The sequence below is a fragment of the Burkholderia territorii genome (assembly GCF_001718335.1).
In the GTDB taxonomy this organism is placed as follows: Bacteria; Pseudomonadota; Gammaproteobacteria; order Burkholderiales; family Burkholderiaceae; genus Burkholderia; species Burkholderia territorii.
This window is the reverse complement of record NZ_CP013366.1, coordinates 1774907-1795482: the sequence shown is the minus strand read 5'-3', so window position 1 is coordinate 1795482 and position 20576 is coordinate 1774907. Positions and strand designations below refer to the sequence as shown.

Genomic DNA, 20576 nt, shown 5'->3' with positions numbered 1-20576 from the left:
CTCGATGGCTCAGCGTTTTTTTAGCGGCAGCGGCACCACGCTCTTCACGTCACGCAATCCGGCCGGCTCGGGCGGCAGGTAGCCCCAGTCGCCTTGCGACGCCGCCGCATCGCCACGTGCGGCGTCCGGCGAACGATCGGGCTGCGGGCTGATGTCCGGCGGCGTTCGGCCGTCGCGGTTGCCGACGCCTTCGGCATTCGACTGCGACGCCCCTGACGGCGGCGGCGCACCGGCATGACGCCGATGCCGCAAAACCGCGTCCGCCACGCGCTCGACGTGCGACACCGTCACCGCTTCGGCTTGCTCCAGCGCCGCGAGCGCGCGCGCGGCGCGCAGCATCACGAGGTCGGCGCGCAGGCCGTCGACTGCCGCGGCGATGCACAGCGCGCTGACGCGCGCGTGAACCGCGTCGTCGAAATCCAGCGCCGGCAACCGTGCCCGCGCCGCGTGGATCGCATCGCCGAGTGCGCGTTGTGCGCTCGCGTGGCGTGCGCGAAACGCGTCCGGGTCGAGATCGAACGCGAGGCGCGCCTTCACGATCTGCTCGCGCTGCGCGGCGTCGAAACAGTTCTCGAGCTCGACCATCAGCCCGAAGCGGTCGAGCAGTTGCGGGCGCAGTTCGCCTTCCTCGGGATTCATCGTGCCGACCAGCACGAAACGCGCGTCGTGCGCATGCGACACGCCATCGCGCTCGACCACGTTCACGCCGCTCGCGGCAACGTCGAGCAGCGTATCGACGAGACCGTCGGCAAGCAGGTTCACCTCGTCGACGTACAGCACGCCGCGATGCGCGCGCGCAAGCAGGCCGGGCCGGAAGCGCACGCCGTTTTCGGCGAGCGCATGGGCGAGATCGAGCGTGCCGGTGACCTGCTCGTCGCTCGCCGACAGCGGCAGCGTGACGAATGCGCCTTCGGGCAGCAGTTCGGCGAGCGCGCGCGCGGCGGTCGATTTCGCGGTGCCGCGCGGCCCGCTGACGAGCACGCCGCCGAGCGACGGGTCGATCGCCGCGAGCAGCAGCGCCTGCTGCAGCGGCTGTTGCGCGACGAGCGCCGCGAACGGGAACACCGCGCGCGCGCGATGCGTCGTCGGATCGGTCATCGCCGTCCTCCTTCCTGAAATTGTTCGCTGTCGAGCCAGACCGCTTCGATGCGCTCGCGATACTCGCCCGGCTGCTGCCAAAGCCCACGCTGAATCGCTTCGACGAAGCGCTCGCAGATGCCGTGCAGCGCCTTCGGGTTGTGTCGTTCGAGGAACGCGCGCGTGTCGTCGTCGAACAGATACGCGTCGGCGACGAGCGCGTACTGGTGATCCGACAGCACGCGCGCGGTCGCGTCATAGCCGTACAGATAGTCGACGGTCGCGGCCATTTCCGCCGCGCCCTTGTAGCCGTGGCGCTTTACGCCGTCGAGCCACTTCGGGTTGACGACGCGCGAGCGGATCACGCGCGCGATTTCCTCGCGCAGCGTGCGCATCTTCGGCGCGACCGGGTTCGCATGGTCGCCGTGGTAGATGCTCGGCTGCTGCCCGGACAGGTGGCGCACGGCAGCCGTCATCCCGCCCTGGAACTGGTAGTAGTCGTTCGAATCGAGGATGTCGTGTTCGCGGCTGTCCTGGTTCTGCACGACGACGTCGATCGTCGCGAGCCGTTCGCCGAACACGTCGGGCGCGGCGTCGCCGGCGCTGTTCTGCGCGTACGCGTGGCCGCCCCACTGGCGGTACGCATCGGCGAGATCGGCGTCGGTCTGCCAGCGGCGCTGGTCGATCAGGTCCTGCAGGCCCGCGCCGTAGCTGCCCGGCCGCGCGCCGAACACGCGCCAGCCGGCACGACGCCGCGCCTCGTCCGGCGCCACGCCCTGCTCGATCCATTTCGCGCGTTCGCGCTCGACGCGCGCGCGGATCGGGTTCAGCGCCTCGGGTTCGTCCAGCGCGGCAACGGCCTGCACGGCCGCGTCGAACAGGTGCATCAGGTTCGGGAAGGCATCGCGGAAGAAGCCCGACACGCGCAGCGTCACGTCGATGCGCGGCCGGTCGAAGATCTCGATCGGCAGGATCTCGAAGTCGGTCACGCGATGGCTGCCGTGCGCCCATTTCGGCCGCACGCCGAGCAGCGCGAACGCCTGCGCGATATCGTCGCCGCCGGTGCGCATCGTGGCCGTCCCCCACACCGACAGCCCGATCGCGCGCGGATAGTCGCCGTGATCCTGCAGATGGCGTTCGATCAGCTGCTGCGCGGATTTCAGCCCGAGCGACCACGCGGCCTGCGTCGGCACCGCGCGCGTATCGACCGAATAGAAGTTGCGGCCCGTCGGCAGCACGTCGGGCCGGCCGCGCGACGGCGAGCCGCTCGGCCCCGGCGGCACGAAACGGCCGTCGAGCCCGCGCAGCAGCTGGCGCAGTTCCTCGCCGCCGCATGCGTCGAGCGCCGGCAGAAGTGTCGAGCGCACGCGTTCGAGCACCGCGAGCGTGCGCGGCCAGTGGCCCGGCGGCGTTGGGCCCGCATCGGCGCCGGTCGCGCCGGAAGCAGCCGCGCACAGCCCGTCGAGCCAGTCCTGGGCGAGTCGTTCGAGCCGCTCGCGCGTGTCGCCGGCATGGCGCCACGGCGACGCGTCGAGCGCCTGCAGAACGGCCGGCCGCGGGCCCGTCCACGGCGCGGCCCAGTCGGCCGCGAGCGGATCGAAATCGTCGCCGAGCGCGAGATCGCGCGCAAGCGCGCCGATCAGTCCAGCGCGTTCGCCCTTGCCGTCGCCGACCGGAAAACGCGCGAGCGCGAGCAGCGTGTCACGCCGCTGACGGTCGGTGGGCGACACGCCGAATACGTGCAGCCCGTCGCGAATCTGCGCTTCCTTCAATTCGCACAGCCACGCGTCGACGCGCGTGAGCAGCGCATCCTCGTCGCCGGCATCGCGCGGCGGCGACACGCTCAGTTCGTCGTGCAGACGGTGTTCGGCGATCGTCGCGAGGATCGTCTTGCGCAGCAGCTTCGCGCGCCGCGCATCGACCATCAGCGCTTCGTAGTATTCGTCGACCTGCCGTTCGAGATCCTGCAGCGGGCCGTAGTTTTCCGCACGCGTGAGCGGCGGCATCAGGTGATCGACGATCACCGCCTGCGCGCGGCGCTTCGCCTGGCTGCCCTCGCCCGGATCGTTGACGATGAACGGATACAGATGCGGCAGCGGCCCGAGCGTCAGGTCCGGCCAGCACGCATCGGACAGCGCGACACTCTTGCCCGGCAGCCATTCGAGGTTGCCGTGCTTGCCGAGGTGAATGACCGCGTCGATGCCGAACGCATCGCGCAGCCAGAAATAGAACGCGAGATACGCGTGCGGCGGCACGAGCTCGGCATCGTGGTAGCTCGCGTAGTCGTTTTCGCCGCGCGAGCGCGACGGCTGGATGCCGACGAACACGTTGCCCGCACGCCAGCCGGCGATCGTGAAGCGCCCCTGCCGCAGCGTCGGGTCCGCTTCGGGCGGGCCCCAGCGCGCGTTCAGCGCGTCGCGCACGGCGGCCGGCAGCCGCGCGAAACGTGCGACGTAATCGGCCAGCGCGAAGCTCTGGAACGCGGGGCGTAACGCGCGCACGGCCGGATCGTTGGTCACGCCTTCGGTGAGCCGCGCGATCAGCGCGTCGCCGTCGGCCGGCAGGTCGGCCACGGCATAGCCGGCATCGCGCAGCGCGGCCAGCACGCGCAGCGCGGACGCCGGCGTGTCGAGCCCGACGCCGTTGCCGATCCGCCCTTCGCTTTGCGGATAGTTCGCGAGGATCAGCGCGATGCGCTTGTCGGCGTTGTCGAGCGTGCGCAGCCGGCACCAGCCGCGCGCGAGCGCCGCGACGAACGCGATCCGCTCGGCATCCGGCTGATAGCGCACGACGTCGACTTCGGTGTGTGGACAACGATACGCGAGCCCCTTGAAACTGACCGCGCGCGTGACGATGCGCCCGTCGACCTCGGGCAACGCGATGTGCATTGCGATGTCGCGCGCGTGCAGCCCCTGGTTGTCGGCCACCCACGCGTCGCGATTGCCGCCGGACAGGATCACCTGCAGCACCGGTGCATCGCCGGCGAGCACGTCGGGCTCCGGGCTGTCGATCGCGCCGGCCGCGAACGCGGTGGTGTTCAGCACGAGCGCGACGCGGTGCGTGTCGCACAGCTGCGTGATGACCTCGCGGCTCACCGCATCCTTCAACGACGTGACCGCGATCGGCAGCGGATTGAGCCCTTCGCGCACGAGCGCATCGGCCAGCGCGTCGAACACGGCGGTGTTCGCGGCTTGCCAGTGCGCGCGATAGAACAGGATCGCGACGACAGGTGCGCCGGGCGTCCAGCGCGAACGCCAGTCGTCGATGCTCGCCGGGTCGCGCACCGGGTGATACAGCGCAGCGGCCGGCAGCGGGCGCGGCGGCTCGGGTTCATCGCCGAAACCGAGCGTATGAAACGCGATGCTGCGCAGCAGCGCTTCGGCGTTGTGCATCCCGCCTTCGCGCAGATAGCGCCACCACAGCCGGCACAGATCCGGCGCGACCGTGCTTTTCGCGACGAGGTTCGGGTCTTCCTGCAGGTCGCCCGAGAACATCGCGAGCTGCTGCCTGCGCTTCGACGCGAGCGACACGGCCTGCTCGATCCCGTACGGCCAGTATGCTTCGCCGCCGAGATGGTCGATCACGACCGTCTTCGCGTGACGCAGCACGTCGTCGACGTAGAAGTCGACCGACGCCGGCTGCCGCAGGAACGTGACGTTCGCAAGCCGCACGCTCGGGAAGCCGGCAGGCAGTTTCGGCACGACGCTGGCCAGCAGCGACAGCGTCGTGTCGGCCGAGCTCAGAATCACGATGTCGGCCGGCTGCTGGTCGATCCGGACGACGCCCTGCGTATCGTCGACGAAGCCGCCCGGCGTGGTGCGCAACAGATGCATCGCGCGTTACGCCTGTTGCAGGTCGGCCGCGCACGCGGCGTCGAACGCGCGCTGCAGCGCGGCCGCGTCGAGGTCCTCGCCGATCAGCACGAAGCGGCTCTCACGCGCCTCGCCGTCCTGCCAGCGGCGGTCGAAGTAGCTGTCGAAGCGCCGGCCGACGCCCTGGATCACCAGACGCATCGGCGCATCGGGCAGCGCGGCGAAGCCTTTCGCGCGGTAGATCGTGTGCGTCTCGACGACACGCTGCAGCGCGGCGATCGTCGCCTCGCGCGTGCCTGCATCGCCCGACACCACCACCGAGTCGAAATCGTCGTGATGATGGTCGTGATCGCCGTCGTCGGCCGAGCCGTGATGGTCGTGCCGCAGATGGATCGTTTCCTCCGACGCCGATTCGAGCCCGAGCAGCATCGCGACGTCCAGTTCGCCGCGGGTGGCGCGCACGATCTTCACCTGCGGCGGGATTTCCTCGCGGATCGCGGCTTCGATTTCGGCAAACTGCGCGTCGGCGACGAGGTCGGCCTTGTTCACGATCACCAGATCGGCGGACGACAGCTGGTCGGCGAACAGTTCGTGCAGCGGCGATTCGTGGTCGAGGTTCGGATCGGCGCGGCGCTGCGCGTCGACGGCCTGCGGGTTCTCGGCGAACTGGCCGCTCGCGGCGGCCGGAGCGTCGACGACGGTCACGACCGCGTCGACCGTGAAGCTGTTGCGGATCGACGGCCAGTTGAACGCCTGCACGAGCGGCTTCGGCAGCGCGAGGCCGGACGTCTCGATCAGCACGTGGTCGATGTCGGCGCGGCGCTCGACGAGCGCTTCCATCACCGGATAGAACTCCTCCTGCACGGTGCAGCACAGGCAGCCGTTCGCGAGCTCGTACAGCTGGCCCGATGCCTCGCCCTGCGCGCCGTCCGTGTCCTCGCAGCCGATGCCGCAGCCCTTGAGGATTTCGCCGTCGATGCCGAGCTCGCCGAATTCGTTGACGATCACCGCGATTCGGCGGCCTGCGGCGTGCTGCAGGATGTGGCGCATCAGCGTGGTCTTGCCGCTGCCGAGAAAGCCCGTGACGATCGTGACGGGAAGCTTGCGTAAGGTCATGGTGGATCCTGTGTCGAATTGGAAGTCAGGCCGAGAGCGTCACGTCGATCTCGTCATAGCGTTTGAGGCGGTAGATCGCGGCCGACACGATCCAGCACGCGAGAAACAGGCCGATCACGACATAGCCGAGCATCCCGAAATGCGATGCGACCATCGTCGAGAAATCCCACACGGGCCCCTGCAGCGACAGCTTGTCCGCGAGCAGCGCGAGCACCTCGATGCCGCCGATCAGCGCGGCCACCAGCACCGACACGAACGTGATCGTCATGTTGTAGTAGATCTTGCGGATCGGCCGCACATACGCCCAGCGGTACGCGCCCATCATCAGGATGCCGTCGGTCGTGTCGACGAGCGTCATGCCCGCGGTGAACAGCACGGGCAGCGCCATCACCGACCAGAACGACAGGCCGCCCTGCACCTGCGTGGCCGAGATGCCGAACAACGCGATTTCGGTCGCGGTATCGAAGCCGAAGCCGAACAGGAAGCCGACCGGATACAGGTGCCAGCTGCGCGACACGAGACGGAACAACGGCCGGAACAGGCGGGCCAGCACGCCGCGCTGGTTCATCAGCATGTCGAGGTCGGCGTCGACAATCGTCTCGCCGCGGCGCGCCGCGCGAAACGTCCGGTAGACGGAAATCAGGATCAGCAGGTTGGCGGCCGCGAGCACGAGCAGGAAGAATGCCGATACGCTCGTGCTGATCACGCCGCCCCAGGTCTTCATGCTCTCGAAGCGCGCGAGCGACGCCGCGGTCAGCGCGACGGCCACCGACATCACGATCACCACCGTCGAATGGCCGAGCGAGAAGAACAGGCCCGCGCCGAGCGGGCTGCGGCCCTCCTGCATCAGCTTGCGCGTGACGTTGTCGATCGCGGCGATGTGGTCGGCGTCGACTGCATGGCGCAGGCCGAACACGTAGGCGAGCAGCGCGGTGCCCAGCAGCACGGGCTGGTCGCGAAACGCGACGAAGGCCCAGATCCACGCGCCGACGTTGAATGCGACGAGCAATGAATAGATCGCGACGATTTTGCCGCGCAGCCCGGATGAGCTGTCGTTGAACAGACGGAAGAACGAGTCGAGCATGATGCTCCTTTGCGAACGGTCGACATGATGAATGCCAACACGGCCGTCGCCGGCCCCGCCTGCACCGCTGGCCGTTCCTTGCCCCCGCCCGCGCACGTGCTGCGGCTGGCGGGTCGGCGGAGGAAGCGGGCAGCGTTCGGGCGTCGGGCGTGGTGCGGCCGTGGACGATGCGCCGCCTCCCCGCGGCGCTGAACCCCACGTTCTGGCCGGTATCCGGGCTGACGAACACGCCGCTTCGCCTTCCCGGATGCGCGGCATCCAGTGGCGGTCGTCCGCATGCGGCAGGCATGCGGCGAAGCGGCGCTGCATCGCGCTGGGCGATGCGTTCGCTTACCGTTGCGGGGGCAGCACAGGTTGGCTCGACTGCGGTGCAGGCAGGCTCCCTGTTTCCCGTTTAACTGCACGCGCCGGAACAGCGCGCGCGAGCACCAAAACGCGTGCGAGTGTAGGCGGCGGTGCGGGGAGCGTCAAGGCAAAACGGGCCGCCGCGGCGCGTGCGGCACGGCCGCGGCATCGTGCCTGGCGTGCTTGCGACGCCCGCGTGGCGGGTTCGCGCGGGCCGGGCGCTGTGCTATCGTATGCGCCGCGTTCGGTGCTCGCATGCGCATTGCGCGCACGCAGTTAAACGGGAAACAGGAGGCGGAAGTCCGCCCGGCCTGTGCTGTCCCCGCAACGGTACGCCGCCCGCGCGCGCGGTTCCCCCCGCACGCGCCCAGGCCGCCCGCGATGCCACTGCCCTTCAACGGGCGGGAAGGCTGCGGCCTGGCAAGCGGCCAGCCCGGATACCGGCCGACGCAAGGGGCGAGCCCGCCGCTCGCCGAAACGCCCGATCCGCGGGGGACGGATGAGGTGCGCTTGCCGCCCGCGTTCGCGCGGGCTTCGCCCGATCCATCATGCCTTGCCTGTCCACCGGCCGCCGCTGCGCCGCTCGCCCTCTCCTTTCCACTGCCACGACACGGTGCGCGCCGTGCCGCGTCCGATGAGCCGCGCGTGGCTCGTCGGCGCCGGCCCCGGCGACGCCGAACTGCTGACGCTGAAGGCCGTGCGCGCGATCGCCGCGGCCGACGTGCTGCTCGTCGACGACCTCGTGAATCCCGACGTGTTGCGCCATGCGCGCGCCGACGCGCGCATCGAGCACGTCGGCAAGCGCGGCGGCCATGCGTCGACGCCGCAGGAAGTGATCGTCGCCGCGATGCTCGCGCACCTGCGCGCGGGCCGCAGCGTCGCACGGCTCAAGGGCGGCGATCCGTTCGTGTTCGGCCGCGGCGGCGAGGAACTGCTTGCGCTCGGCGCGGCGGGTTTCCCGGTCGAGGTCGTGAACGGCATCACGGCCGGCATCGCGGCCCCGGCCGCGCTCGGCATTCCGGTCACGCATCGCGGCGACGCGCAGGGCGTGATCTTCGTCACCGGTCACGGCGCGGGGGCCGACGAGCCCGACTGGCGCGCGCTGGCCGCGACGCGGATGACGATCGTGATCTACATGGGCATACGCCGGCTCGACGCGATCGTTGCCGCGCTGCGCGACGGCGGCGTGCCCGGCGACATGCCGTGCGCGGCGATCGAGAACGCGACGCGTGACGGGCAGCGGCACGTGCTCGCGACGCTCGACACCGTCGTCGAGCGCGTGGGCGCGACCGGTATCGGTTCGCCCGCGATCGTCGTGATCGGCCGCGTCGCGGCGCTCGCCGACGATCTGGCCGTGCGCGCGGCGCTCGGCGGTCGCGCATGATGCGCGTCGCGCTCGGCATCGGTTTTCGCGCGGGCGTGACGGCCGCGCAACTCGATGCCGCGATCCGCGCGGCGCTGGCGCATTACCCGGGCGCCGAACCGGCCGTCGTCGCGACCCTCGCCGACAAGGCGCGGGCCCGGCCGCTGCGCACGCTGTGCGCACGGCGCGGCTGGCCGCTCGTCGCGTTCGACGCGGCGCGGCTCGCGCAATGTGCCGACGCGGCATTGAGCGGCCCGTCGGCTGCCGCGCTCGCGCGTTTCGGCGTCGCGGGCGTGGCCGAGCCGTGCGCGCGGCTCGCGGCGCCGCAGGGCCGGCTGCTTGGTCCCAAATCCATCCTGGGCGGCGTGACGGTCGCGCTCGCCGGCCCGCTCTGAACCCATTGTTTCCCTTTCGACAGGACGATTCCCGATGAAGACCGATGCCGAATCCCATCAGCGGATGGCCGAACGCCGCCGCGCCGGCCATGAAAAGAAGCAGGCTGCCGCCACGCAGGAAAAGGGCCTGCTGATCGTCAACACGGGCAACGGCAAGGGCAAGAGCACGGCCGCGTTCGGCATGGCCGTGCGCGTGCTCGGCCACGGCATGCGGCTCGGCGTGGTGCAGTTCATCAAGGGCGCGCTGCACACGTCCGAGCGCGACTTCCTCGGCGCGGTCGCGCAGTGCGACTTCGTGACGATGGGCGACGGCTATACGTGGAACACGCAGAACCGCGACGCCGACATCGCGACCGCCCGCAAGGGCTGGGACGCGGCACGCCGGATGATCGAGAGCGGCGAGTACCGGATGGTGATCCTCGACGAGCTGAACACCGTGCTGAAGTACGAATACCTGCCGCTCGACGAAGTGCTTGCGACGCTCGTTGGCCGGCCGGATGCGGTGCACGTCGTCGTCACCGGCCGGCATGCGCCCGATGCACTGATCGATGCGGCCGATCTCGTCACCGAAATGCGGCTCGTCAAGCATCCGTACAAGGAGCAAGGCGTGAAGGCGCAGCCGGGCGTGGAGTTCTGAGCGATGCCGGCCTGCCCCGCGCTGTTCGTCAGCGCGCCCGCATCCGGCCAGGGCAAGACGTCGGTGACGGCCGGGCTTGCGCGGCTGCACCGGCGGCTCGGCCGGCGCGTGCGCGTGTTCAAGACCGGGCCCGATTTTCTCGATCCGATGTTGCTCGAACGCGCGAGCGGCGCGCCCGTGCACGCGCTCGATCTCGGCATGGTCGGCGAAGCCGGCTGCCGTGAACTGCTCGCCGATGCCGCGCGCGACGCGGACCTGATCCTGATCGAAGGCGTGATGGGATTGTTCGACGGCACGCCGAGCAGTGCCGATCTCGCAGTCGCGTTCGGCGTGCCGGTCGTCGCGGTGATTGCCGCGAAGTCGATGGCGCAGACGTTCGCGGCGATCGCGTTCGGCCTCGCGCGGTTCCGTCCTGCGGTGCCGTTTCACGGCGTGCTGGCGAACCGCGTCGGGTCGGCACGGCACGCGGAACTGCTGCGGCAGGCGTTGCCCAACGACTTGCGCTGGCTCGGGCACGTGCCGGCCGATGCGGGCATCGCATTGCCGGAGCGCCATCTCGGCCTGCACCAGCCGGCCGACATCGACGACCTCGATGCGCGGCTCGAGCGTGCGGCCGACGTGCTCGCGCAGACGGCGCTCGCCGAATTGCCGCCCGTCGTTTCGTTCGCGGCACCGGACGTGCGCGCCCCGCTGCCGCGTGCGCTCGCCGGCAAGCGGATCGCGATCGCGCGCGATGCGGCGTTCTCGTTCATCTACCCGGCGAATCTGGCGCTGCTCGATGCGCTCGGCGCGCAGCTTCGGTACTTTTCGCCGCTTGCCGACGAATCCGTGCCCGCCGATTGCGATGCGCTGTTCCTGCCGGGCGGCTATCCGGAGCTGCATGCGGCGACGCTCGCGGCGAATGCCGTGACCGCGCGCGCGATTCGCGCGCACGCGGCAGCCGGCCGGCCGATCGTCGCGGAATGCGGCGGAATGGTGTATCTGTGCGAATCGCTGACCGATGTGGACGGTACGACGACGCCGATGCTCGGGCTGCTGTCAGGCCATGCGACGATGCAGCGCCGGTTCGCGGCGCTCGGGATGCAGGCGCTGGACACGCGCACCGGGCCGATGCGCGGTCATACGTTTCACTATTCGCGGCTGGATACGCCGCTGGCGCCGGTGGCGACCGCTGCGCGGCCCGACGGCGCGCGAGGCAGCGGTGAAGCCGTTTATCGCGCGGGCCCGATCGTCGCGACGTACATGCACATGTACTGGCCGTCGAATCCGGAGATGGCGGCCGCGTTGTTCGGCGGCACGGCATTCTGACGACCACCCGCCGGTTGCGGCGATGTCAGGGCTTTTCGCGGCCCGGCGCTTCCGAGCGTGAAGTCCGGATCACGGTGCCATCGGGCGAGAAATGCGCGTTGAACATCGCGTCGCCCGATACGCCGCCCTCGGCCCAGTGCCAGCTCCACACTTCTTCATGACTCAGCGCGTATTGCGCAACCTCGGTCGGCTTGCCGAGCAGTTGGCGCACATCGTCCTTCGACATTCCCGGCACGACCTTCGCGATGTTCGCCGCCGTCAGTGCCTGCGTGATCGACACGAGCCGGCCGTCCGGCCCGAAATCGAGCATGTACGTGCTCGTGCCGTACGGGCCGCGCGGGTACTCGAACCGCTGCGAGCCGTCCTCGCCCTGCCTGACCATCTCGGGCTTGCCAGCCTGACGCAGCACGTCCTCGGTCGTCGAGATGCCCGGCTGCAGATTGCCGAACGCCATCGGATCAGGCTTGATCGCGTTCACCGCGTCGGCCACTTTCTGGTCGTCGCACCCGGCCACCAGAACGCCGACCGCGCAGGCCGTCAGCACGGTCAGAAACTGTTTTCGCATGTCGTCCACACCTGTATTCATCGAGCCGATTCGGCGTCGCGCGCAGCGTAGCACGCGGGTCGTCCCGTCGATGTCAAGGAGCGTCAAATTCGCGTGCATCCTGCGCGCCCGGTTTCACGGCCTGGTTGGCGCGTACCGGGCGGCGACCGCGCCGATGCGCGGCGACGTCACACGAGGAACGTTTCGGCCAGCTTGACCCAGTACGATGCGCCGGTCGGCAATGCGGCGTCGTTGAAGTCGTAACCGGGGTTGTGCACCATGCAGCCGCCCTCCCCGTCGCCGTTGCCGATGATCAGGTAGCAACCGGGCCGTTTCTCGAGCAGGAACGCGAAATCCTCGCTGCCGGTGAGCGGCACCATCCCGTCGATGAGATTCGCTTCGCCGACCCACTCGCGCGCGACGTCGCGTGCGAACGCGGTCATCGCCGCATCGTTGACGAGCACCGGGTAGCGGCGCTGGTAGTCGATCGTCGCGGTCGCGCCGAACACCGCCGCCTGCGCATGGACGACTTCCTTGATACGCGTCTCGAGCAGGTCGCGCACCTCCGGCTTCAGCGCGCGCACGGACAGGCGCATCTGCGCGCGGTCGGGAATCACGTTCGGCGCCTCGCCCGCGTGGATCGCGCCCACCGTGACGATCGCCATGTCGAGCGGCGACACGTTGCGCGACACGATCGTCTGCAGCGCGACGACGATCTGCGCGCACACGACGACCGGGTCGATCGCCCGGTGCGGCACCGCGCCGTGGCCGCCGCGCCCCTGCACGTCGACGATCACGGTGTCCGACGACGCCATGAACGGCCCCGGCAGAAAGCCGAACTTGCCCGTCGGGAAACCCGGCATGTTGTGCATCGCGAAGATCGCGTCACACGGAAACTGCTCGAACAGGCCGTCGTCGAGCATTTTCTTCGCGCCGCCGAGCCCCTCCTCGGCCGGCTGGAAAATCAGGTTCAGCGTGCCGGAAAAGCGGCGCTCGCGCGCCAGGTGCTTCGCGGCCGCGAGCAGCATCGCGGTGTGGCCGTCGTGGCCGCACGCGTGCATCTTGCCGGGGATCGTGCTCTGGTACGGCAGGCCGGTCGATTCGTGGATCGGCAGCGCGTCCATGTCGGCGCGCAGGCCGAGGCGCTGCTTGCCGTCGCCCACCTTCAGCTGCGCAACGACGCCCGTGCCGCCGAGCCCGCGATGCACCGTGTAGCCCCATGCCTGCAATTGCCCGGCGACGAGATCGCTCGTCGCGAATTCCTCGAAACCCAGCTCCGGGTGGGCATGGATGCGATGCCGGATCTCGATCATTTCGTCGGCGAGGCCTGCGGGGATCACGCTGTGCGTCACGGTGTCGTCTCCTGGGTTCCGCGGGGAATGTGCAGGCAAGGATAGTCGGTGGATCGGCAACCGAACAGACAGAAAGTCGTCATGGTGACAACCTCGGGTTGCCGGACGATCGTCGGGCCTACGATGAAGCGTGCTGCGGAGGCAACCAGCCATTCGGCCGACTGCCGGCCGCGCTCGGGATTCGCGACACTCACCTTATGTTCAGTCTCGATTTTTCAGACGGGAGTACCCGTTGATCGCCGTTCGTCATTCCGGAATAATTCCGTCACATCAATGGGTTGAGAGCTCATGTTCATTTTTTGACGCGTGTACATTTTTTGTGTACGCTAACAAAAAAGTGAACAAACCCTCCTCATCGATGCCCAAGAACGCGCCCCTGCCGATGTCCGAACAGCACGTGCTCGACGAAGCCTGTGCCGCGTTCGAACGCACAACCCGCCGCTTCAACGCGCGGCCCGTGCGCATGCCGGCCGCATACAGCGCGCATGCCGACGCGATGATCCGCTTCGGCATAGCCGGGCAGACCGTCGAGATGCCGGCGGTCGTGAGCGTCGGCGTCGAGTCGCTGCAGGGCGCACTCGCCGCGTTACGCCGACGCGCGCGTCCGGCGCGCGCCGAGCGGCCGCTGATGCTGGTCGCACCGTATTTTTCGGCCGAGCTGGCCGCCCGCCTGATCGAGCACGACATCCCGTTCATCGATACTGCCGGCAACGCGTGCCTGATCCAGCCGGAGGCAACGGTGATGATCACCGGCCGGCCCAAACCCGCACGCCCGCCGCGCCGGCAGACATCGCGCGCGACGACGCCCAAGGGGCTCGCCGTGATGTTCGCGCTCGCGACGCAGCCGAGCCTCGTCGCGCAACCGCTGCGGGCGATCGCCGCCGCATCGGGCGTCGCGCTCGGCACGGTCAATCTCGCGATGGACGACCTGATCGCACGCGGTCTCATCGCGCAGCGGCGCAACGGCGAGCGCTCGTTTCCCGACTGGCCGCGCTTCGTGCAGGAATGGGTCGCGCTGTACCCGAGCCGCCTGCGTGCGAAATTGCCGAGCCGGCGGTTTGCCGCGCTCGCGCCCGACTGGTGGCACGGCTTCGATTTCGCGGCCTTCGACGCGCGGCTCGGTGGCGAACCCGCGGCCGACCTGCTCACGCACGACCTGAAGCCGGCCGCGATCACCGTCTATACGCACGGCGCCGCGACGAACCGCCTGCTGCTCCAGGCGCGCCTGCGCCCGGACGAGCGCGGCGACGTCGAGCTGCTCGAAGCATTCTGGCCGCCGTCGGCGGTGCTCGACTGGCGCGAGCAGGACGTGCCGCTCGTGCCGCCGCTGCTGATCTACGCGGATCTCGTCTCGTCCGGAGACAGCCGCAACCTTGCCGCCGCCGAACACATCCATGACCGATACCTCACCCACCCGCCCGCTTGAAGTCGACGCGCGCCGGCCGATCGAGCCGGCAGCGATCGCGTTGCTGCAGGCGGTGCGGGCGGCCTGCGCGCAGCTCGACGCTGCATTCGTCGTCGCCGGCGCGACCGCGCGCGACATCCTGATGTGGCATGTCCACGGCATCCGGCCGGTGCGTGCGACGCGGGACGTCGACGTCGCGGTATGCGCGGTGAGCTGGCCGTTTCACGAACGGCTCGTCGACGCGCTCGTCGCGACCGGGCAATTCGCGCGCGCGCCGAAGCATCGGCAGAAGCTGCTGTTCGACAGCGGGACGCAAGGCTTTCGGACCGAGCTCGACCTCGTGCCGTTCGGGCCGCTCGAGGCGCCGCCGGGCGAAATCGCGTGGCCGCCGGGCGGTGATTTCGTGCTGAACGTGCTCGGCTTTCAGGAGGCGGTCGATTCGGCGCTGGTCGTGTCGATCGCAGCCGACATCGCGGTGCCGGTGGCGAGCCTGCCGGCCCTTGCGCTGTTGAAGTTGCTCGCGTGGAAGGACCGGCGTGCGCGCCAGAACAGCGACGCGTACGACTTGCTGTTCCTGCTCACGCATTTTCATGACGCGGGCAATCGCGAGCGTATCTGGGACGTCGCCCCCGACCTGCTCGAGCAGCACGGCTTCCAGCCCGAGCTGGCCGCGGCCGCGCTGCTGGCGCGCGATGCAACGCGAATTGCGTCGCCGCCAACGCGCGATGCGATTCGCGCGCTGCTATCCGACGCCACGATCTACGCGACGCTCGGGCAGGATCTGCAGGCGCGTGCGTTCGCGCTGCTGCCGGGCGAATTCAGCGATGACGTCGACCGGTATCTCGACGCGTTCCGCGACGCCTTTCTCGCGGATTCGCCCGCTCCTCGCGCGTGACGTGTAGCGCTTGCGAGCGCAACGCCATCGCGTGTTCACGGCCCTAAGCCGAAGCCGTCCAGTCTTCGAGCGACAACCCCGCGACGCGGCTGAATTCGCGTCCATTGTTCGTGACGAGCACGGCACCGGCCGCGATCGCATGGCCGGCGATCGATGCATCGTTCGCGCCGATCGGCGTCCCGCGTGCGGCAAGGTCGGCGCGAATCGCGGCCGTTGCATCGACCGCCGCGGTATCCCACGACAACACGCCGTCCAGTCGTGCGACGAACGCCGCCACGAGATCCGCATGCTTCGGCGACGCCTTTCTGCCGACCGCGCCGAACCGCATTTCGGCATAGGTGATCGACGACACGACGATCCGGTGCTGCGCGTTGACGCACGACTGCAGCCGGGACAACACCGCGGGCGGCCGCTCGCGCATGATGAACGAGCAGATGTTCGTATCGAGCATGTAGAGCGTGGTCACCGGCCCGACTCCGTCGGTGCGTCGCCATCCGTGCCGGACAGGTCGAAACGCCCCGCTTCGACGACAGCAGGGCGCTCGGCGAGGAAGTCGGCATCGGCCAGCGGTTCGCTCGCCAGCGACAGCCATGTCGGCCGCACCGGACGCAGCAGCAGCGTGTCGCCCTCGCGGCGGATTTCGAGTTCCGTCACACCCTCGAACTCCATGTCCTTCGGGATGCGGATTGCCTGGTTACGGGCGTTCTTGAAAATGGAAACGGTGCGCATGAGCCACTCCACGGGAGTACGATGCGCCCATTCTAGGCATATGCTGGCATATGTCAATATCGAGGCATGCGAGCCGGGGACCGCGCTCGATGCCGTGGCGGATTTGCTTGCCATGTCGTCACGACCTGTGTGCGTTGAGGGAGCGGTCCATTCTTCCTCATGCCGCCCGCCCGATCCATATCCCGAACGGCCGATGCGTGCCCCCTTCCCGTCGCGCGAAACACCGACGCCGGCGAATCGACGCATCGACGCTTCGCGCCCGCATCCCGTCACGGCAACCGGAAAGTGTCGAAGAATGTCTCGCGCTCCATCACGGTGAGCGCAGCCCGCTTGTGCGGGAAGTCGAACTCCTTCAGCGTGTAGAACCCGAGCCGGTGCATGTACGCGATATGCCGCACGTGATCGATGCGCGGCTCGCCGACGAGGCGCTGCGTGCGCGGCTCGTCGACGAACATGTAGTGCAGCACCCCGCTCCACCATGCATGCAGCTTGCCCGCGCTCTGGAAGCGTGAATCGCCGATCAGCAGATGCAGCCCGCGGTCGTAGTCGTGCGCGTCGTAGAACGGCGCGAGGCGGTCCTCCTTCGCCCAGTAGAACTCGAAATAGCCGAACGGCGTGTCGTCGAAATAGCCGATCATCGGATGCATGTGCGGATCGGCGAGCCGCTCCGCCAGATAGGCGGCGTGCTCGTCGAGCGTGCCGCGCTGATCCCAGAAATGCGCGACGCGATCGAGGTTCATCCAGTCGCTGAACAGCTGCGCATGCGTATCGATATCGACGGTGCGCAGGCTGAACGTCATCCCGACCTGCGGCATGTAGCGCGCATAGATCTCGCCGGCCGGCGACGGCGGCCGCACCGGATGCCGATGGCCGTTCGTGAGCGTGTAGCGCAGCGGCATCCCGCCCGATGCGGGCGCCTTCAGCCACGGCCGCGGGTTCTGCCAGAACGTCGCGCGCGATGCGGTGAGGCGCAGCCGCTCGCCCGCGATTCGCGCATCGTCGATCACGCCCTCGCGCACCGCCCGCGCGACGTAGGACGCGACAGCCGCCGGATCGGCGTCGCCGAGCGGCACCGACACCGTCGCCGCCTCGTGCCGCGTGTCCGTGTTGAATAGCGCGACGAACGCCTCGAGCAGCGCGGCCGGCGCATCGTCGGGCCGCCACGTGTCGCATGCGTGCTCGATGGCGGGCGTCGACTGCACCTGCGCCCGAGCGGCGCCGTCGAGGGCCGCGGCCACCTCGCCTTCGACGGCGTCCGCCGTGCCGGCCGGTTTCGTGAGCGTGTCGTCCATCACAGTGCTCCCGCGTCGTGGCGGTCGGCGAGGATGTGCAGCCCTCGCTCGAGCGCCGGAAACAGGCTGCGCTGGAAGTTGTTCCAGCGCAGTTCGAGAATCGTGTCGTCCGGTGCGATCGGCGTGTCGAGCACGTCGCAGATCACTTCGCCGGAGTCGATGCCGTTGTCGACGTAGTGGAACGAAGCGCCCGTCATTGTCACGGCTTCGACGCGCGAGGCCGTGCCGGTCGCCCAGTCGATCCGTTCGCCGCGCGCGCCGTGCAGTGCGTCGAGCGTCGCCCATGCACCGCGCCGCTGGTACGGCGAGTCGTCGGCCGTGATGCCGGGGTGGATGTTCGCGATGCGGCGATGAAAGCGTGCGCCGGGGCGCACCAGTTCGTCGAGGATCACGAGCAGGCCGTCGAGCACGACCACGTCGGCGTCGAGTTCGAGCAGGCGTTCGAGCAGGCGGCGTTCGAACGCCTGCTTGCCCGTCACGCGCTCGCGCGCATCGCGCGGCAGGCGGCGATACGTCGACGCAATCGTGCAGAACAGTTCGTCGACGGGCCGCCCCTGCACGGTCAGCCCGTCGGGCAGGATCCACGGGCGGCCGGGCGTGCGCGCGAAGCCGTAGTCGGCGAGCTTCGCGCGGTCGGCCGGCGAGCCTTCGTCGTCGTCGACGATCACGCCCTGGAGCGTATAGCGCTCGCCCAGTGGCGAGTCGTTCAGGCGCTCGACGAGGAATTCGAGCGGCGCCTTCATGTAGCGCGTGCCGCCCTGGTAAGCGACCGGCTGGCCGGCGCGATCGGCCGCACCGTTGCGCAGCGACTGGATGTAGACGAGATTTTTCTTCGGCATGGAGGAGGCGTCGTGAAAGAAGCGGACGGCGGCACCGCGGCCCGCCCGGGCCGGCCCGAAGGCCGGCCGGCGCGCCGCGGCGCGCGGCGTCACCAGTTGTATTTCGCGGTGGCGATCACTGTGCGGTCGGTACCGAAAATGCACACGCTCGTCGACTGGCAACCGCTGATGTAGTGGCGGTTGAACAGGTTCGTCCCGTTCACGGCAAAGCGCCAGTTACGCGTGTCGTAATGCACGCCCGCGTCGAACAGCGTGTAGCTCGATACCGTCAGCGAGTTGTCCGCCGCACCGGCCGACGCACTCTGATAGCGCACGCCGCCGCCCAGGCCGAAGCCGGTCAGCGGCCCGGTGTGCCACGTCCAGTCCGCCCACAGCGACGCCATCTGGCGCGGCCGCGGAATGTCGACCGGCCAGTTGTTCAGCGACGCGTCGTTCGCCTTCACGTTCTTCACGTCCTGGTAGACGTACGACGCGATCAACGACAGGTTGCGCGTGAGCTTGCCGGTCGCGTTCAGCTCGATCCCGCGCGAACGCACTTCGCCGGTCTGCACCGACGTCGTGCCCGACGGATCGAGATTGAGCGGCGTCGACGTGAGCACGTTGGTCTGGTTGATCTGGTAGATCGCCGCGCTCAGCATCAGGTTCTTGCCGGGCGGCTGCCAGCGCAGGCCGGCCTCGATCTGCTTGCCGCGCGTCGGCTGCGGCAGCCCGCCGCCGTACAGGTTCACGCCGATCAGCGGGTTGAACGACGTCGCGTAGCTGACGTACGGCGACAGCCCGTAATCGCCCTGGTACGTGAGGCCCACGCGGCCGGTGAACGCGGTGATGTCGGCCTTCGACTGCGTGCCGCCCTCGCGGTCGTCCATCCGCTGGTTGACCCAGTCCTCGCGCCCGCCGAGCGTCAGCGTCCAGCGGTTCCACTTGACCTGGTCCTGCACGTACAGCCCGAACGTGTTCATCGTCGTGTACGTGTTGGTGCGGTACGTCGTGTTCGGCGGCGAGAACACCGACAGCGTGACCGGCGTGTAGACCGGGTTGTAGATGTTCAGCGTCGGCGCGGCGGCCAGCCATTCGCTGTCGGTCGCGGTCTGCCGGTTGTACTGGAAGCCGAGCAGCAGCGTGTGCTCGAGCGGCCCCGTGCCGAAGCGGCCCTGCAGGTTGTTGTCGATGTCGAAGCGGCTGTAGTTCGTCTGGAACACGCCGGCCCAGCGGTTGATGTCGGTGAGGCTGCCGTCGGCGAAGCCCGCGCCGAACACCGAGCCGTTGTCGAGCGACAGGTGCATCCAGCGCACGTTCTGCCGGAACGTCCACATCGAATTCAGGTTGCGCTCGAACTGGTAGCCGAGCGACCACTGCTTCTTGCGGTAGTAGTTGAAGTTCGGGTCGCCGCCGTAGACGTCCTTGTCGAGCTGCCCGTTCGGATTCGGCAGCACCGTGCCTTGCGCCGGCAGGAAGTTCGACGAGATGTCGCCCCAGTCCTGCAGGTACGTGGCAGACAGCGTCAGCGACGTGTCCGCGTCCGGGCGCCAGCGGAACGACGGCGCGAGCGCGACGCGCTGGTCGTTGTTCGGGCCCGTCAGCGCGTTGCCGTCGCGCGCGACGCCGACGAACCGGTACGCATACTTGCCGTCCGCATCGAGCTTGTCGCCGACGTCGATCATGAACTGCTTGCGCGCGTAGTTGCCGAACTGCACGCCGGCTTCGCGCACGCGCTCGCCGTCGGCCGTCTTGGTCTGCACGTCGATGATCGCGCCCGGGTCGCCGGCGCCGTACAGCACCGACGTCGGCCCGCGCAGCACGGTGATGCTGTCGATCATGTACGGATCGACTCGCCAGCTCGACAGGTTCAGCGTGTTCGGCACCTGCAGGCCGTTTACGTACGCGGTCGGCGTGAAGCCGCGCAACGCCGCGTACCAGTCGGACCGGTTGTCCGAGCCGTACGACGAGAAACCGGGCACGTAGCGCAGTGCCGCGTTCACGTCGGTCGCGCCGGTCATCTCGATCTGCTGCGCGGTGACGACGTTGATCGTCTGCGGGATTTCATTGATCGACGTATCGGTCTTGGTGCCGGTACGGCTGCGCTTCGCGACGAGCCCGACCGTGCCGTCGCCTTCCGAGCCCGCGTTGACGTTGATCGCCGGCAGCGTGCCGACGGCCGGGCCGTTCTGCGCGCCGGCCGGCGCACTGGCCGCCGCGCCGTTGCGCGCATTGTCGGCCGACACCGCGCCCGCGTTCACGGCAGGCGCCGTCTGGGCGTATGCGTGCCCTGCCGCCATCCCGAACGCCACGCTCGCCGCAGCCGCGATCGCACGCACCCGCGTGCCTGTTGCCCACTCCATCTTTCTCTGCTCCACTTTTTCGATGCGGTCTCCGACCGCCTTTT

At 69.1% G+C, this 20576-nt stretch carries 17 protein-coding genes and 2 riboswitches; of the genes, 6 read left to right on the top strand and 11 right to left on the bottom strand.

From position 1 onward, the window contains the following. Positions 1-9 precede the first annotated feature (9 nt). The 4 genes from WS51_RS18840 to WS51_RS18825 are packed head-to-tail and all read right to left on the bottom strand — an operon-like array spanning position 10 to position 7089. Positions 10-1098, bottom strand: coding sequence for a magnesium chelatase ATPase subunit I (locus tag WS51_RS18840; protein WP_069229634.1), 1089 nt, complete (start codon positions 1096-1098; stop codon positions 10-12). After that, positions 1095-4910 (bottom strand): cobaltochelatase subunit CobN, encoded by a 3816-nt coding sequence (gene cobN, locus WS51_RS18835; protein ID WP_069229633.1) that lies wholly within the window; start codon positions 4908-4910, stop codon positions 1095-1097. The genes WS51_RS18840 and cobN overlap by 4 nt, the downstream gene beginning before the upstream one ends. 6 nt (positions 4911-4916) lie before the next feature. Next, positions 4917-6005 (bottom strand): cobalamin biosynthesis protein CobW, encoded by a 1089-nt coding sequence (gene cobW / locus WS51_RS18830; protein ID WP_060136621.1) that lies wholly within the window; start codon positions 6003-6005, stop codon positions 4917-4919. Positions 6006-6030: 25 nt separating this feature from the next. After that, positions 6031-7089 (bottom strand): HoxN/HupN/NixA family nickel/cobalt transporter, encoded by a 1059-nt coding sequence (locus tag WS51_RS18825; protein WP_059449685.1) that lies wholly within the window; start codon positions 7087-7089, stop codon positions 6031-6033. Between the two features lie 187 nt (positions 7090-7276). Further along, positions 7277-7537, bottom strand: a riboswitch (cobalamin riboswitch). 124 nt (positions 7538-7661) lie between these two features. Further along, positions 7662-7897: riboswitch (cobalamin riboswitch) on the top strand. A 171-nt stretch (positions 7898-8068) separates the two neighbouring features. Between WS51_RS18825 and cobA the strand changes: the two genes are divergently transcribed. The 4 genes from cobA to WS51_RS18805 are packed head-to-tail and all read left to right on the top strand — an operon-like array spanning position 8069 to position 11137. Continuing rightward, positions 8069-8818 (top strand): uroporphyrinogen-III C-methyltransferase, encoded by a 750-nt coding sequence (gene cobA / locus WS51_RS18820; RefSeq protein WP_069230009.1) that lies wholly within the window; start codon positions 8069-8071, stop codon positions 8816-8818. Then, the gene (locus WS51_RS18815; RefSeq protein WP_059449683.1) at positions 8815-9192 is read left to right on the top strand and encodes a cobalamin biosynthesis protein; all 378 of its coding nucleotides are present in this window, start codon (positions 8815-8817) and stop codon (positions 9190-9192) included. The genes cobA and WS51_RS18815 overlap by 4 nt, the downstream gene beginning before the upstream one ends. Positions 9193-9226: 34 nt before the next feature. Then, positions 9227-9829 carry a cob(I)yrinic acid a,c-diamide adenosyltransferase gene (cobO, locus tag WS51_RS18810; RefSeq protein ID WP_059449682.1) on the top strand — a complete coding sequence of 201 codons (603 nt, stop codon included), beginning with the start codon at positions 9227-9229 and terminating at the stop codon, positions 9827-9829. A 3-nt stretch (positions 9830-9832) separates the two neighbouring features. After that, the gene (locus tag WS51_RS18805) at positions 9833-11137 is read left to right on the top strand and encodes a cobyrinate a,c-diamide synthase (RefSeq protein ID WP_069229632.1); all 1305 of its coding nucleotides are present in this window, start codon (positions 9833-9835) and stop codon (positions 11135-11137) included. A 25-nt stretch (positions 11138-11162) separates the two neighbouring features. Here the strand turns inward: WS51_RS18805 and bamE are convergent, their stop codons facing one another. Further along, positions 11163-11702, bottom strand: coding sequence for an outer membrane protein assembly factor BamE domain-containing protein (bamE, locus tag WS51_RS18800; RefSeq protein WP_059502183.1), 540 nt, complete (start codon positions 11700-11702; stop codon positions 11163-11165). Positions 11703-11869: 167 nt separating this feature from the next. Next, on the bottom strand, positions 11870-13033 hold the full coding sequence (locus WS51_RS18795) for a M20 aminoacylase family protein (protein ID WP_059502012.1): 1164 nt from the start codon (positions 13031-13033) through the stop codon (positions 11870-11872). A gap of 358 nt (positions 13034-13391) precedes the next feature. Here WS51_RS18795 and WS51_RS18790 point away from each other — a divergent pair, with 358 nt between their 5' ends. Both WS51_RS18790 and WS51_RS18785 read left to right on the top strand, forming a co-directional pair. Then, entirely contained in the window at positions 13392-14459 is a 1068-nt protein-coding gene (locus tag WS51_RS18790; protein WP_059771045.1) for a type IV toxin-antitoxin system AbiEi family antitoxin, read from the top strand. Then, positions 14428-15333 carry a nucleotidyl transferase AbiEii/AbiGii toxin family protein gene (locus tag WS51_RS18785; protein WP_069229631.1) on the top strand — a complete coding sequence of 302 codons (906 nt, stop codon included), beginning with the start codon at positions 14428-14430 and terminating at the stop codon, positions 15331-15333. Before WS51_RS18790 ends, WS51_RS18785 begins: the two co-directional genes overlap by 32 nt. A 43-nt stretch (positions 15334-15376) precedes the next feature. Here WS51_RS18785 and WS51_RS18780 read toward each other — a convergent pair whose 3' ends face one another. The 5 genes from WS51_RS18780 to WS51_RS18760 form a co-directional block, all read right to left on the bottom strand. Beyond that, positions 15377-15799, bottom strand: a complete 423-nt coding sequence (locus WS51_RS18780; protein ID WP_059502005.1) for a PIN domain-containing protein — start codon at positions 15797-15799, stop codon at positions 15377-15379. Then, a complete protein-coding gene (vapB, locus tag WS51_RS18775) occupies positions 15796-16062 on the bottom strand; it encodes a type II toxin-antitoxin system VapB family antitoxin (protein ID WP_059502004.1) in 267 nt (88 codons plus the stop codon). Before vapB ends, WS51_RS18780 begins: the two co-directional genes overlap by 4 nt. A 269-nt stretch (positions 16063-16331) precedes the next feature. Continuing rightward, on the bottom strand, positions 16332-17354 hold the full coding sequence (locus WS51_RS18770) for a GNAT family N-acetyltransferase (protein ID WP_069229630.1): 1023 nt from the start codon (positions 17352-17354) through the stop codon (positions 16332-16334). Further along, entirely contained in the window at positions 17354-18193 is an 840-nt protein-coding gene (locus tag WS51_RS18765) for a formyltransferase family protein (protein WP_060330126.1), read from the bottom strand. Before WS51_RS18765 ends, WS51_RS18770 begins: the two co-directional genes overlap by 1 nt. 89 nt (positions 18194-18282) lie before the next feature. Then, positions 18283-20532 (bottom strand): TonB-dependent siderophore receptor, encoded by a 2250-nt coding sequence (locus WS51_RS18760; RefSeq protein ID WP_069229629.1) that lies wholly within the window; start codon positions 20530-20532, stop codon positions 18283-18285. Positions 20533-20576: the final 44 nt, after the last annotated feature.